General features: G+C 47.7%; 10 protein-coding genes. 4 read left to right on the top strand and 6 right to left on the bottom strand.

What is annotated here, in order from left to right; all coding sequences use genetic code 11:
- The first annotated feature begins 15 nt into the window (after window positions 1-15).
- Complete coding sequence (locus OM978_RS00575; RefSeq protein ID WP_264344613.1) at window positions 16-3,738, top strand: S8 family serine peptidase; 3,723 nt, start codon at window positions 16-18, stop codon at window positions 3,736-3,738.
- Between the two features lie 46 nt (window positions 3,739-3,784).
- On the opposite strand, the gene gppA is transcribed toward OM978_RS00575, so the two are convergent.
- Both gppA and rhlB read right to left on the bottom strand, forming a co-directional pair.
- Window positions 3,785-5,329 carry a guanosine-5'-triphosphate,3'-diphosphate diphosphatase gene (gene gppA, locus OM978_RS00570; protein ID WP_413690779.1) on the bottom strand — a complete coding sequence of 515 codons (1,545 nt, stop codon included), beginning with the start codon at window positions 5,327-5,329 and terminating at the stop codon, window positions 3,785-3,787.
- Window positions 5,295-6,566 carry an ATP-dependent RNA helicase RhlB gene (gene rhlB, locus OM978_RS00565; RefSeq protein ID WP_264344611.1) on the bottom strand — a complete coding sequence of 424 codons (1,272 nt, stop codon included), beginning with the start codon at window positions 6,564-6,566 and terminating at the stop codon, window positions 5,295-5,297. Before rhlB ends, gppA begins: the two co-directional genes overlap by 35 nt.
- A gap of 98 nt (window positions 6,567-6,664) precedes the next feature.
- On the opposite strand from rhlB, the gene trxA reads away from it, so the two are divergent.
- The 3 genes from trxA (at window position 6,665) to OM978_RS00550 (ending at window position 9,797) form a co-directional block, all read left to right on the top strand.
- Window positions 6,665-6,991, top strand: a complete 327-nt coding sequence (gene trxA, locus OM978_RS00560) for a thioredoxin TrxA (RefSeq protein WP_046518974.1) — start codon at window positions 6,665-6,667, stop codon at window positions 6,989-6,991.
- Window positions 6,992-7,184: 193 nt separating this feature from the next.
- Window positions 7,185-8,453 carry a transcription termination factor Rho gene (gene rho, locus OM978_RS00555; RefSeq protein WP_233009933.1) on the top strand — a complete coding sequence of 423 codons (1,269 nt, stop codon included), beginning with the start codon at window positions 7,185-7,187 and terminating at the stop codon, window positions 8,451-8,453.
- Window positions 8,454-8,501: 48 nt separating this feature from the next.
- Window positions 8,502-9,797: an NAD(P)/FAD-dependent oxidoreductase gene (locus OM978_RS00550; protein WP_264344606.1), complete on the top strand. Its 1,296-nt coding sequence runs from the start codon at window positions 8,502-8,504 to the stop codon at window positions 9,795-9,797.
- 18 nt (window positions 9,798-9,815) lie between these two features.
- Here OM978_RS00550 and OM978_RS00545 read toward each other — a convergent pair whose 3' ends face one another.
- From OM978_RS00545 to OM978_RS00530, 4 genes are all read right to left on the bottom strand, one after another.
- On the bottom strand, window positions 9,816-10,697 hold the full coding sequence (locus OM978_RS00545; protein WP_264344605.1) for a TIGR02285 family protein: 882 nt from the start codon (window positions 10,695-10,697) through the stop codon (window positions 9,816-9,818).
- Window positions 10,698-10,810: 113 nt separating this feature from the next.
- Window positions 10,811-12,130 carry a thymidine phosphorylase gene (gene deoA, locus OM978_RS00540; protein WP_264344603.1) on the bottom strand — a complete coding sequence of 440 codons (1,320 nt, stop codon included), beginning with the start codon at window positions 12,128-12,130 and terminating at the stop codon, window positions 10,811-10,813.
- Window positions 12,131-12,141: 11 nt separating this feature from the next.
- Window positions 12,142-12,564 carry a cytidine deaminase gene (locus OM978_RS00535; RefSeq protein ID WP_233009940.1) on the bottom strand — a complete coding sequence of 141 codons (423 nt, stop codon included), beginning with the start codon at window positions 12,562-12,564 and terminating at the stop codon, window positions 12,142-12,144.
- A 101-nt stretch (window positions 12,565-12,665) separates the two neighbouring features.
- On the bottom strand, window positions 12,666-13,847 hold the full coding sequence (locus OM978_RS00530; protein WP_264344599.1) for an MFS transporter: 1,182 nt from the start codon (window positions 13,845-13,847) through the stop codon (window positions 12,666-12,668).
- Window positions 13,848-13,852 lie beyond the last annotated feature (5 nt).

The raw sequence follows: 13,852 nt of genomic DNA, 5'->3' as shown, positions 1-13,852 counted from the left end.
AACAAAGGTTAGTTTATGAAATACAAAAGTTTTTATTTAGCAATAGCGGCCATAAGCCCGTTATTAGCAGCGCAGACCGTCAGTGATGATGCGCTGCCCAATAAACTTAACAAAGTGACAGCAGCGACAGAGAAAGCCTTGTCTGCTGCATCCGATGATGTCTATTTTGTCCGTTTTACTGCGCCGGCTCTGGCCAATTCAGCCTTAGCCACTCAAGGTACGCTCAACGCCAAATCCGCCGGCAGCAAAAATTATGTGCAACAATTAAAGCGTCAACAACACTCTCAGTTGCAGCAGGCCAGCAAAGCGCTAAAACGTCCACTGCAGACAGTGACCACTTACCAGTACAGCGTCAACGCTGCAGTGGTGAAGATGGATGCAGACACCGCAAAACTACTCGCTAAGCAACCAGGCATAGCTGGAGTAGAAAAACGCCAAATGCATTATCTGATGACAGACTCTGGCCCCAACTACATTGGTGCCGCCAAAGTATGGGCAGGTGAGCAAGGAGTTACCGCCACTAAGGGTGAAAACGTTATAGTGGGTATTCTGGATACTGGTATTAACACCGATCACCCGAGTTTTGCCGATATTGGCGCTGATGGATACGACCACCAAAACCCGTTAGGTGAAGGTAACTATCTGGGCGACTGCCAGCTGTATGCCCAATACTGCAATGATAAATTGATTGGGGTGGTTAGTTTCCCGGCCATTATTAATCAGTACCCTGTTTTGTTGGACCCTAAATACGCTGACCTGGCTGAGCGTACTCAGATAGGTTATGACTTTAACGGTCACGGCAGCCATGTTGCCTCTACTGTGGCAGGTAATGAGTTGCGTCAGGTGCCAGCTATTAACCCAGTCGGAGATGAGGCGGAGTTCCGCTTCCCTATGGTCAGCGGTGTTGCTCCTCATGCCAATATCGTTTCCTACCAGGTTTGTTTCCCAGGTCAGGCCGACGATGGGTTAGTCGGCTGTTTTCCAGACTTGGCTATTCAGGCACTTGAACATGCCATTATGAATGGCGTACAAGTGATCAACTACTCGGTCGGTGGACCTGTAGAAGATCCATGGAACTCAACTCAAGCTTTGGCTTTTTTAAATGCCAGAGCTTTTGGTTTGCATGTAGCAACATCGGCAGGTAACTCAGGCCCGGACGCCAGCACTGTGCGCAGCCCAGGCAACGCACCTTGGTTGACCTCTGTGGCTGCTGCCACTCATGATCGTGCTTTTACCGATAAGACTATCAGCCTACCCAGTGGAGCCACTCTGACAGGCAAAGGTGCCACTTCCGCTGTCAGCGGTTTGTTAGTGGATGCCAGTACAGCTGGTGATGGTAATTGTATGCAGCCTTTTGCTGCAGGCACCTTTGACGGCAAAATTGTAGTCTGTCGCCGTGGCGAAATAGCACGGGTCGAAAAAGGCCGTAATGTCAAAGCAGGTGGTGCTTTGGGTATGGTGCTGATTAACGTTGAAGGCGGTGCAAATACAGTAGATGCCGACCTGCATTCCCTACCTGCCATTCACTTGAGCATAGCTGATGGTGCGGTGCTGTTAGCCGAACTTACGACAGCAGGTATTCAGGTCAATATAGGCGCATCTGAAATGACCCAGGATGCCAGCAAAGGCAGCATTTTAGGTGGTTTTTCTTCACGTGGTCCGGCATTGCCTTATGACAGCTACCTGACACCAGCTTTATCAGCACCAGGTGTGGGTATTTATGCCGCCTTCGCCAGATACCAGCCTTTTAACAATACCAAAGCCGAAGCCGACTACGGCATGCTGGATGGTACTTCTATGGCCAGCCCTCATGTGGCCGGTGCTTTGGCTTTATTAAAAGCCCTGCATCCGGACTGGACCCCAGCTCAGGCCCAATCCGCTTTAATGTTGACCGCCAATACTGCTGTACGTCAGGACGATAATCTGGATGGCACCACAGAACAAGCCACGCCTTTTGAAATGGGTGCTGGCATGGTGCAGGTGCATGAAGCCGCTAAAGCAGGCTTGTTGTTAGATGTCAGCAAAGATGAGTATCTGGCTGAAGATCCAAAGCTGGGTGGCGATCCAACTCAATTAAACATTCCAAGCTTAGTGCAAGCAGACTGTTTATTAAGTTGCAGTTGGACCCGTACAGTCACAGCCACCAAATTAGGTAGCTGGCAGAGCAGTGCGGAAATGATTCAGGGCGCTATGGATATCAGTGTCAGCCCGGCAAGCTTCAGCTTAGCTGCAGGTGAATCACAGCAACTGGTGATTACGGCAAGTTTTAATGCTCAAAGTAAAACCGGCTGGCAATTTGCTTCATTGGTACTGACTGAAGGCCAGCAGAAGCTGAAAATGCCTGTGTCTGTTAAATTTAAAGCGGGTGTAGGCCCGGAGCAAAGCATACTGACAGCACAACAGGGCTCTGGCTCCGCCCTGGTGTCAGGTTTTGTCTCAGCTACGTCACCTGCAGAACTGCAAGTGCAAAATATTGGCTTGGTCAAAGCGCAAAAATACAGCTTTGAACTGAAAGCTCCAATGACGGAACCAACGGGCAATGACTGGGCCAGAATCCCTGATTTCACCCATGCAATTCCGTTGCAAGTGACGTCAGATACACAAAGGCTGCATGTGGCTGTACGTAAAACCACCACTCAGGATCTGGATTTTTATATAGGCCGGGATTTAAATCTGAATGGTCGCCCTGACGCCGAAGAATTCTATGGACTGATTTGTACCAGTGCAGAACCAGATAACAATGAACTTTGTAATCTGACCTTACCTGAACCAGGCAGCTACTGGCTTGCTATACATAACTTCCAGGGTAGTGCGCCGGGCGCCACTGACCAGATAGAAATCAGTGTTGCGCAATCCGACAGTGCAGAACAGCCTGACAATCTGCAAGCTACTGTTGTGGCGTCTTCTGCTACTGAATACAGCGTTAAGCTGGACTGGCAGTTACCGGAAAGTGACACAGATGAATTGTGGATAGCGGATACAGTACTGACCAATCCGCAAGGTGACTTGGCCTCTGTATTGCAAATCAACCTGCAACAACAACAGAGCTTAGTAAAACTGAGCGGCAGCAAAACCACTGAACTGGCGGGCAAAGCGTTAAGCTATCAATTGCAGATTGCGGCCAATAGCTCAGGACAGGCCAGGACGCTGCAGTTAGAGGCTCAATTGCCAGCAGGCTGGACCTTGTCAGGCGCAACAGTGAATGACAACAGCATCGAACTGACGCAAGCCGCAGGTGCCGCAGCTCAGACTATTGATCTGACCTTAACCCCTGACAATGCAACACGACTGGGCGACATTAGCTGGTCGCTGCAGTATCAGCAAAACGATATGTCAGCTGTTATCCAAGCACCTACAGTGAAGGTATTGGCTGAACTGAAGCTCAGCATTAACGGTCAGAGCAATGCCAGTCTGACTGCAAAAGCCGGTGATACAGTCACTGTTGCAGCAGTTAGCAGCAGAACTGAAGCGGTTAGCTACCAGTGGACTCAAACTTCAGGCCCAACAGTCACCTTGAGCGGAGATAAAACAGGCACTGTGAGTCTGAAGGCGCCAGAAGTGCAACAAGACAGCACTGTAGTTCTGCAATTAAAAGCCATCAGTGCAGAAGATGAAAGCACAGCCACAGCAACCGTCAACATAGCGCTGAAAGCACCACAAAAGAAAAGCAGTGGTAGTTTAGGCTGGTTCAGTCTGATGCTGTTGTTAGTGCCGGTAAGCAGAAGATTAAAACGTTAAACTAAGTTTAGTGATTCAGAGGCCAGAGCTAAAACTCTGGCCTTTTTTATTCTATAGCCAACTGCCAGCCTGCCTGTTGCTGATACAGCATTTCCTGTTCCAGCTCGGCACGCATCAGTGGATGATGATCCAACCAGCCTGCAGGCAAAGTTAAAGTCAAAGCTTCAGCTTGTGCTGTGATTTGCACTTCAGGCAAGACTTCGTGACGACGACGCATCGATAAAATCACCGACAGCCGCAATAAACGGGTTAACCGCACAGCGAGCAACACTGAGGTCATGGTTTGTTTCGACAGAATTTCTTTATGAATATCGGCTCTGTGGTTGTACACCAAAGCCATCAGCAACTGCTGCTGAGCTCGGGTGAAACCTGGCAGTTCGGCATGGCTAATAATGTAAGCGCCATGGTGGTGATGGTTTTTGTATTCAATCAACAGGCCCAGCTCATGCAATAAAGCACCTGAGCGCAACATAGCTAAACCTTCGAAACTGGCTAGATTCCATTGCTGATGCAGTTGGTCGGCCAAAGTAGCGGCCATATCAGCCACACGCTCTGCATGTTGCTGGTCAATGTAATAACGCACCATCATGCTTTGCATAGTGCGGGCACGAACATCCTGATGCTGCAACTGCGGTAACATGCTGTACAACACGCCCTCGCGTAAAGCACCGCCGGATAAGGTCATGCCACTGATATTCAGCACCCGAAACAGAGCTATTAAAATAGCTAAACCAGAAGGGAATACCTGTTTACGTTCCTGAGCTAAGCCGGGTAAATTCAACTGGTCCATATGACCACAAGCCAAAGCTTGCTGCATAATGGCCTCCAGTCGTGGCAAGGTGATGACTTCATCTTTGCCCTGACCTACTAAGATTTCCTGCATCGCCTGCACAGTGCCTGAAGCGCCTACAGCATTTTGCCAGCCCTGCTGCAGGTACTGAGCACTGATAGTGCGAATTTCCCGCTCTGCAGCGGCAATAGCAGCATTAAAGTTGGCTTCACTTAATTCGTTATTTTCAAAATAACGCTCAAGAAAAGTGACACAGCCCATATTCAGACTGGACAATAAAATAGGCTGAAAGCCCTGACCTACCACTATTTCAGTTGAAGCGCCGCCTATGTCGATCACCAGACGGTTCGAATCACAATTGGAGGTATGAGCTACCCCCAGATAAATAATACGGGCCTCTTCTTCGCCGGAAATCACCTGAATAGGCTGGCCTAAAATAGCTTCAGCTTCAACCAGAAAGGTTTTGACGTTACGGGCTAATCGAAGTGTGGCTGTACCAACAATACGGATATTTGCAGAAGGTATATCTTGCAGACGTTCAGCAAACAAAGCCAGGCATTCCCAACCCCGGGTCATGGCTTGTTTGCTTAAGACTAAACTGTCGTTTAAACCTGCGGCCAAACGCACTTTACGTTTGACCCGGCCTATCACCTGGACGCTACCGCCAACCACTTTCACCATCAACATATGAAAGCTATTGGAGCCGAGATCGATCACAGCATAAATATCATTATGCTGTGTCGGCTTTCCTGCGCCGTCCATAGACTTAGCGCGGGCGGCTACGTGGGTTTCTTGGCCCATTCTGATTAGGTCGTCCACCACTGCGAGCTTGACCCGGACGACGTCTGACCCGTGGTTTTGGCACGGTCAAATCTTCCAGCAACGCAGAAGTATCGTATTGAGTGACTGGAACAGCATGACGAATATAGTCTTCAATAGCCGTCAGGTTCAGTGCATAACGCTCACAGGCAAAACTGATGGCTTTGCCACTTTCACCGGCACGGCCAGTACGGCCAATACGGTGTACATAGTCTTCACAATCGTCTGGCAAGTCGTAGTTAAATACATGACTAACCATAGGAATATGCAAACCGCGGGCGGCAACGTCTGTCGCGACCAGAATATCCAGTTTACCGCTGGTGAAATCCTCCAGAATACGTAAACGTTTTTTCTGGATCACATCACCTGTCAGTAAACCAACACGATGACCATCGGCTTCGAGCCAGGCGTGAATGTCTTCACAGCTGTGTTTGGTATTAGCAAAAACAATGGCTTTATCCGGCCACTCTTCTTCCATCAGCGTCAGCAACAATTTCATTTTGTGTTCGTCTGACGGATAAAATAATTCTTCAGAAATACGTGAGCCGGTCATTTGTTCAGGCGCCACATGAATATGCACGGGCTGGTTCATCTGCTCAAACGCCAGTTCCTGCACCTTGTAAGACAAAGTAGCAGAGAACAATAAGCTCAAACGTTCAGTCACTGGCGGCATACGACGGAACATAAAACGGATATCTTTAATAAAGCCTAAATCGAACATGCGATCGGCTTCATCCAGTACCACCACCTGAATTTGTGACAGGTCGTACAGGCCTTGTTTCAGGTAATCAATTAAACGACCTGTGGTGCCAATTAAAATATCTGCGCCTTGTTCCAACAATTGGCGTTGAGAATCGTAACCCTCGCCCCCATAAATCAAAGCAAGCTTTAAACCTGAAGTTTTAGCTAAGGCTTGAGCGTCATGATGGATCTGAACAGCCAGCTCACGCGTAGGAGCCATAATGATGGCACGAGGTTGCCCTTTAGCCTTTGGCTCATGGGTTAACAAATGATGGAAAGTTGCCGTCAGAAAGGCGAGAGTTTTACCAGTACCTGTTTGTGCCTGGCCCGCAATGTCTTTGCCAGCTAACGCAAGAGGCAAACATTGAGCCTGGATTGGAGTACAATGGTCATAACCTTGCGCGGCCAAAGCGGCAAGAACCTGTGGAGCCAATGCGAAATCGGCAAATTTATGCTGAGTTAAGTGTGTTTTATTCATACGCGCTAAGCATAACCGTTACGCTTGCAATAAGAAACAGTCCGGATAAAATTGACAATACTTTTTTATAGTTATGCCCAAAGCAATTGGAGAATGAAATGAGTGAACATATTCTGCAGGTGTCAGATGACAGCTTCGAAGCCGACGTGTTAAAAGCTGCTGCCCCTGTCCTGGTCGATTTTTGGGCTGAGTGGTGTGGTCCATGCAAAATGATTGCACCTATCCTCAACGAAGTCGCGCAAGAATACGCAGGTAAAGTAACAGTGGCTAAGGTCAACATTGACCACAACCCTGGCACACCACCAAAATTTGGTATTCGTGGTATCCCAACTTTACTGTTATTCAAAAACGGTCAGGTTGCAGCGACGAAAGTTGGCGCTTTATCTAAAACTCAGTTAAAAGAGTTTTTAGACAGCAACATCTAAGTCAATCACAAATAGGCGTATTTTTATACGCCTTTTTGTTTTTTACGGCTGGACGACTGAAAATTATCCTGCTAATGTGTAACGCAGCAACAAATCCCTGTAACCACGCTTTTCCGTTGACTAAACCTAAGCCTACTTCCTTTTAATCAGCGGCAAGCAATTTAATTCTGTTTGACCAACAAGAACCCATCATATGCATTTAACCGAACTAAAACTGAAGCCGATTAACGAGCTGGTTGATTTAGCCGAGTCTATGGGCCTGGAAAACATGGCCCGCTTACGTAAGCAAGACATTATTTTCGCTATCTTAAAATCCCACGCCAAAAACGGCGAAGAGATTTTTGGTGACGGCGTTGTTGAAATCCTAACCGATGGCTTCGGTTTCCTACGTTCTTCTGACAGCTCCTATTTGGCTGGCCCGGACGACATCTACGTCTCACCAAGCCAAATCAGACGCTTTAACCTGCGTACTGGTGACACCATTTCTGGCTTAATTCGCCCGCCAAAAGAAGGCGAACGTTATTTTGCATTGCTGAAAGTGAACGAAGTCAACTTCGGTCGTCCTGAGCAAGCACGTAACAAAATTCTGTTTGAAAACTTAACGCCGCTGCACGCTAACTCCCGTTTACGGATGGAACGTGGTAACGGCAGTAAAGAAGACATCACAGCCCGTGTATTGGATTTGGCCTCTCCTATTGGTCGTGGTCAGCGTGGTTTGATTGTTGCACCGCCAAAAGCCGGTAAAACTATACTGCTGCAAAACATTGCCCAGTCTATTGCGGCTAACCACCCTGAATGTGTGTTGATGGTATTGCTGATTGACGAACGTCCGGAAGAAGTGACCGAGATGCAACGTCTGGTTAAAGGCGAAGTAGTAGCTTCTACCTTCGACGAACCTGCCAGCCGTCACGTTCAGGTTGCTGAAATGGTGATCGAAAAGGCCAAGCGTTTAGTTGAACACAAAAAAGACGTGATCATTTTACTCGACTCTATCACCCGTTTAGCACGTGCTTACAACACTGTGATCCCAAGCTCAGGCAAGGTATTAACAGGTGGTGTGGACGCCAACGCTTTACACAAACCAAAACGCTTTTTTGGTGCAGCCCGTAACGTGGAAGAAGGCGGTAGCTTAACCATTATTGCTACAGCTTTGGTCGATACCGGCTCGAAAATGGACGAAGTAATTTACGAAGAATTTAAAGGTACAGGTAATATGGAATTACACCTGTCTCGTAAAATTGCTGAACGTCGTATTTTCCCTGCTATTGAATTTAATCGCTCTGGTACCCGCCGCGAAGAGCTGCTGGCATCGCCGGAAGAGCTGCAAAAAATGTGGATCCTGCGCAAAATTCTGCACCCAATGGATGAAACAGACTGCATGGAATTCCTGATCGATAAACTGTCGATGACTAAAACCAACGACGAGTTTTTTGAGTCGATGAAACGGCAAAAAAATAGTTAACCCTCAAACCGGCCTTGTTGCCGGTTTTTTTTATGTGAGAAAAAGCAGATGACAACCCCGCAGATCGTAGTCATTGGTGGTGGTGCCGGTGGACTGGAACTGGCAACCAGCCTTGGTAATAAATTTGGCCGTAAGGGCAAAGCGGCTATTACCCTGATAGACAGAAACTCCACTCATATCTGGAAACCTTTGCTGCATGAGGTAGCAACAGGCACGCTGGATGTGGATATTGATCAGGTCACCTATCGTGCTCATGCCAGAGCTCACGGCTTTGACTTTCAACTCGGTACCTTTACCGGCCTGAACAGAGCAGAACGTCAGGTAACCTTGGCTGCTGTACTGGATGAAAGTGGTGAAGTGGTGCTGGAAGAGCGTCGTATTCACTACGATTATCTGGTGCTTGCCATTGGCAGTGTGTCAAATCACTTTAATACGCCGGGTGTGCAGGAACACTGTATTTTCCTCGACAGCCCTTCACAGGCCAACCGCTTTCATCGCCGTTTACTTGAAGCTTATTTAAAGCTGAACTCACCTTTGCATCCGAAAGAAAACCTGAATATCGCCATAGTAGGAGCTGGAGCAACTGGTGTTGAACTGGCAGCAGAACTGCACCATGCAGCAGCAGAGCTGAATTTGTACGGTTTTAACGATATGAAACGTGACCGCTTAAAAATCTCTGTGATTGAAGCCGGCCCCCGTATTCTGCCAGCCCTGCCGGAACGTATTGCCGCAGCAGCGCACAAGGAATTGCTTAAACTGGGTGTAGATGTTCGGGTCAGTACCAAAGTCACAGCAGCGGATGAACATGGCCTGCAGCTGGGTGACGAACATTTACAGGCAGAATTGATGGTCTGGGCTGCTGGTATTAAAGCTCCGGATTTCTTAAAAGACTTAGATGGTTTAGAAACCAACCGTATTAACCAGTTGATGGTATTACCCACTTTGCAAAGCAGTGTAGACAGTCAGATCTATGTGATAGGTGATTGTGCAGGTTGTCCGCTGCCTGACAATAAATGGGTGCCACCACGGGCTCAATCAGCCCATCAGATGGCCAGCCATGTTGCAAAAAACCTGACTGCTGCTTTGTCAGGTAAAGCTCAGGTGCCTTACAAGTACAAAGATCACGGTTCGCTGATTTCGTTGAGCCGTTTTGGCACTGTAGGCAATCTGATGGGCAATCTGGTCGGTGGCGCTATGATGATTGAAGGCCGTATCGCACGCCTGGCTTATATATCGCTGTATCGCATGCACCAGGTGGCGTTACATGGTTGGTTCCGCACTGTAGTGATTTCAGTGATAGGTAAAATCAACAAAATCATCAGACCACGGTTAAAACTGCACTAAAACAGCAGTGCAACCGCACTACAGCTCACTAAAACGGGTTTCAGCCTGCTCTGGTACAAAAAGCCGGGTTTGCTGAAATCCGCTATAGTGTGGCTCCAGCAGTTGCTGTTCCTGCTCTGAAAACCAGCGATACATTGCGCTCTTGTACTCCGGCTTTTGCTTTAATGCATTCAGTGCCACATCAATATCCGCAATCCAACGCTTACCAGCTTCCGTTTTAGAACAACTAACATAGGTATAAGAAAAGCCGGGGATTTCTGCTATAGGTCTGAACTCTAGCTTGGCATCTTGCCCTGCTTCTACGCTGAAGTAACGTAAACGATTCGGGTAATCTATAACGTAATCGACCCGTTTTGCCGCCAGTAACTGTGCCGGATTCATAGTGGTCATTGAGCTGCCGCCCAGATTACTGCCAGCTTTATTAATTTGCGCAGCAATCACTGCAGGATAAGCCCGGTCATTTTCAATCAGCCCCAACAAATCAGGGTTCTTCACCAACGTCTTCATCTGCACAGCTTGCTGAGGATCCAGTGTTTTAAGTTTATCGTGCTGCTGCAGGCTATTGACGGCAAGATTAGGTAATAAGCCAGCAGGCTGAGAAAAATAGCTGCGTTTGTCACGGTCAGGCGTATAACGTAAACCGAAAGTACAGTGGTTTTCGTTGGTGGTGGCTGATACTTTAACGATACGAGCCAAATGGATTTGATGAATTTGATGCTGATACTGGGGTAAAGCTTCGATCAATTGCGCCAACAACAAGTCAAAAGAGCCTTGTCCGGCATAAGGTCCTTCACTGATACGATAAGGGGGCCAATGGCTGGTATACCACTGCATCACAGGTTGGGCTGACGCAGTAAAGGCCCATAAGATCAAAACGATACAACTACTTAACTTCTTCATCCTGCCTCCTTGCAAAGAGGCTAGTACAGTAGCAAATGCCTTAATCAGCAACAAGATCGTTCGTCGCAAGCAAAAGCCGATTGTCAAACCTTTGCTTGCGACTTTTTAAATGCCTAATCAATCACTAAGTGAATGATGGGATCAATAGTTGCAGCGACAGGCTCAATACTCAAAGCCGCCAGATATTCAGTTTTGGCGTGTTCTGCAGCTTCAACTGTATCGGCATGCACCCGGGCTAACAAATCACCAGCAGCCACTTTTGCCCCTAAAGCTTTCACATCACTGAAGCCCACAGCCATATTGATCACCTGATCCGGGTGAGCACGGCCACCGCCTAAACGCACTACAGCCATACCAATAGCAGTGGTGTCAGCTTTATTCAGATAACCAGCAATAGGAGCTTTGATATCCAGCACCACTTTGGCTTTGGCCAGATAGAGTTCAGGTTTTTCCAGGAAGTCGGCTGGACCACCTTGAGCCGCCACCATTTTACTGAAAATCTCCGCCGCTTTACCGCTGGTTAAACTCTGCTCCAATGCCGCTATAGCGCTGGCTTTATCGTTAAACAAACCACCTAACTGCAACATGCTGGCACCTAGTTCTAAAGTGACCTGATGCAAACGTGATTCACGGTATTTACCAGTCAAATAGTCCAGCGTTTCCAGTATTTCCAGTGCGTTACCTGCTGTTGCACCCAAAGTCTGGTTCATATCTGTTAATAAAGCCTGAGTAGGTACACCAGCGCCCTTGGCCGTATTGACAATACTTTTGGCTAAAGCTGAAGCATCTGCGACATTTTTCATAATGGCGCCAGAGCCGATCTTCACGTCCATCGTCAAAGCCTGCAGCCCAGCGGCCAGCTTTTTCGACAAAATAGAGGCAGTAATAAGCGGAATAGATTCGACTGTCGCTGTGACATCACGGATTAAATACAAACGGCGGTCGGCAGGAGCTAATTCGCCACTTTGCGACACAATGACACAACCTTGTTGTTTCACCAGTTGCTGAATTTTATCTAAAGGCTGCTGACACTGATAACCAGGAATAGCTTCCAGCTTGTCGATAGTGCCACCTGTATGGCCTAAACCACGGCCAGCGATCATCGGTACATAAGCACCACAAGCGGCAATCATAGGGGCCAGCATTAAACTGACTTTATCCCCTACTCCACCTGTGCTGTGTTTATCTACCACAGGGCCATCGAGCATGTCATTCCAATTCATTACAGCGCCTGAATGCTGCATAGCCCTGGTTAAAGCCACAGTTTCTGCTGTGCTCATGCCATTCAGATAAATGGCCATAGCCAGCGCTGCCGTTTGGCCTTCGCTGAAACTTTGATCCGTTAAACCACGGACAAATTGTGCGATAGCAGCTTCAGTCAACGCGCCGCCATTACGTTTTTGTTTAATAATTTCCTGAGGTAATAACATCATGTACTCCAGACTCAGAATTTTTTGCTATTAGCCAGAAACAACGGGGTGAAGGCGCTGGGTAATAATTGCTCCAGCGTCCATTCCTGTTGTTGCTCCAAATGATTACAGCTGCGCACCGGGCTGTCTGGTGTAAAAAACTCAGCAATCACCTGACGACAGATACCACATGGTGGGGTGAGTTGTTCTTGCGGGGTGTACACCATCAAACCAACAAACTGACGTTCGCCAGCGACAACAGCAGCAGCTATCGCATTACGTTCAGCGCAAATAGTGCCGCCATAAGAAGCGTTTTCAACGTTACAGCCGGAATAGATTTTGCCACTTTTGGCCTGAACCGCGACACCTACCGGGAATTTACTGTAAGGCGCATAAGCCTGTTCGGATGCTGCCTTCGCAGCGCGGGCTAATTCTGCCCATTGGATACTTGTTGTCATACTCTGATTTCTTGCAGGTCATACGGCCTTAGGTTATGCGCCTAAAGCCGTTCAGAATCAAGAGTAAGCTGGTTATAAAACCAACAAATGCAGCAAAAAAGTTAAACTTGTACTGCTTGCGTATGTTTTTTATGCAACAAATAACTGAAATAACTGACAGTACCTAAGAGCCAGACCGCCAGTATAGGGATCAGCCAGTAGGCGGTCGCAATACCCACTTGTTGTGCCGCTAGACCAGTGCCCAAAGCTGCAGCCTGATAGCCTATAGAGCCACCAATATTGGCAAGACCCGACAACACCGGACCATTATCACTGTCCAGATCCATAGCTGCCGTTAACATCAGCGGGAATATAGCGCCTAAGCCTAAACCCAAAGCAAAGTTACCCAGTTGCAATAACGCCGGCACCGCAGTGATTTTCACTAATACAGCGCCACAAAAGGCACAGAGCACCAGGATCATCAATAACTGAGCACTGGTAAACCAACGTAAAAACAATGAAAAACTTAACCTGCTCAGCACCATACCACCGGTAAAAAAGGCAAAAATTAAGCGGGACTGTTCTGTACTTAAAGCTAAGCCCTGACTGGCATAAGTGACAAACCAGTTACCATGCCCCCACTCTACAGCACCATAACCAAACATCATTAAGGCCAAAGCAAAAAACACTGGTTTTTTCATCACCTGGCGATAAGACAAACTACCTTTGGCATGTGCCATATGAGCAGGACTTTGATGAGTACGACCTAAATACCAGGCGAATAGCGCTGTTCCGGCTAAAAACACCGCCAAAATGCGTAATGGCCAACGCCAGTCTTCGATACCCCAATACAGTACTACTACATACAAAGGTGCAGCTAAGGTGCCTAAGCTAAACATAAAGTCCATAAACCCCATCATGCGGGCACGTTTTTCCACATAAAGCCGGGCAATGAGCGTGTGGCCTATGGTGAATAAACCTGAACAGGTTAAACCCAGAGCAAAGACAAAAAACAACAACAAGGGCCAATACTGCACAAAGGAAGCACCAATAATCAGCACCACTAAAGTCAGTAATAACACTGCAAATAAGGGCACAAATTCAAACTTCTGCACATACTTGCCGCCTAAAAACGCGCCGGTAATGGAACCCATAGACAAACAGGCAAAAAACAAGCCGCTAGCGGCAGGTGACATCTGCAACTGCACCATAATGTCAGGCAGCAAAATGCCCCACAAAATACTGAGCAAACCCAATAACATAAAACTTAAATACACCAGTACCGTCACTTGCCGCTGATACATGGGTT

The sequence above is a fragment of the Rheinheimera sp. MM224 genome (genome assembly GCF_947090785.1).
In the GTDB taxonomy this organism is placed as follows: Bacteria; Pseudomonadota; Gammaproteobacteria; order Enterobacterales; family Alteromonadaceae; genus Pararheinheimera.
This window is presented reverse-complemented; position numbering and strand designations above follow the sequence as displayed.

Excerpts from the sequence above, each read along its gene's own strand:
- OM978_RS00575 (WP_264344613.1), top strand. The coding sequence starts at position 16 with ATGAAATACAAAAGTTTTTATTTAGCAATAGCGGCCATAAGCCCGTTA.
- gppA (WP_413690779.1), bottom strand. The coding sequence starts at position 5,329 with ATGGGCCAAGAAACCCACGTAGCCGCCCGCGCTAAGTCTATGGACGGC.
- rhlB (WP_264344611.1), bottom strand. The coding sequence starts at position 6,566 with ATGAATAAAACACACTTAACTCAGCATAAATTTGCCGATTTCGCATTG.
- trxA (WP_046518974.1), top strand. The coding sequence starts at position 6,665 with ATGAGTGAACATATTCTGCAGGTGTCAGATGACAGCTTCGAAGCCGAC.
- rho (WP_233009933.1), top strand. The coding sequence starts at position 7,185 with ATGCATTTAACCGAACTAAAACTGAAGCCGATTAACGAGCTGGTTGAT.
- OM978_RS00550 (WP_264344606.1), top strand. The coding sequence starts at position 8,502 with ATGACAACCCCGCAGATCGTAGTCATTGGTGGTGGTGCCGGTGGACTG.
- OM978_RS00545 (WP_264344605.1), bottom strand. The coding sequence starts at position 10,697 with ATGAAGAAGTTAAGTAGTTGTATCGTTTTGATCTTATGGGCCTTTACT.
- deoA (WP_264344603.1), bottom strand. The coding sequence starts at position 12,130 with ATGATGTTATTACCTCAGGAAATTATTAAACAAAAACGTAATGGCGGC.
- OM978_RS00535 (WP_233009940.1), bottom strand. The coding sequence starts at position 12,564 with ATGACAACAAGTATCCAATGGGCAGAATTAGCCCGCGCTGCGAAGGCA.
- OM978_RS00530 (WP_264344599.1), bottom strand. The coding sequence starts at position 13,847 with ATGTATCAGCGGCAAGTGACGGTACTGGTGTATTTAAGTTTTATGTTA.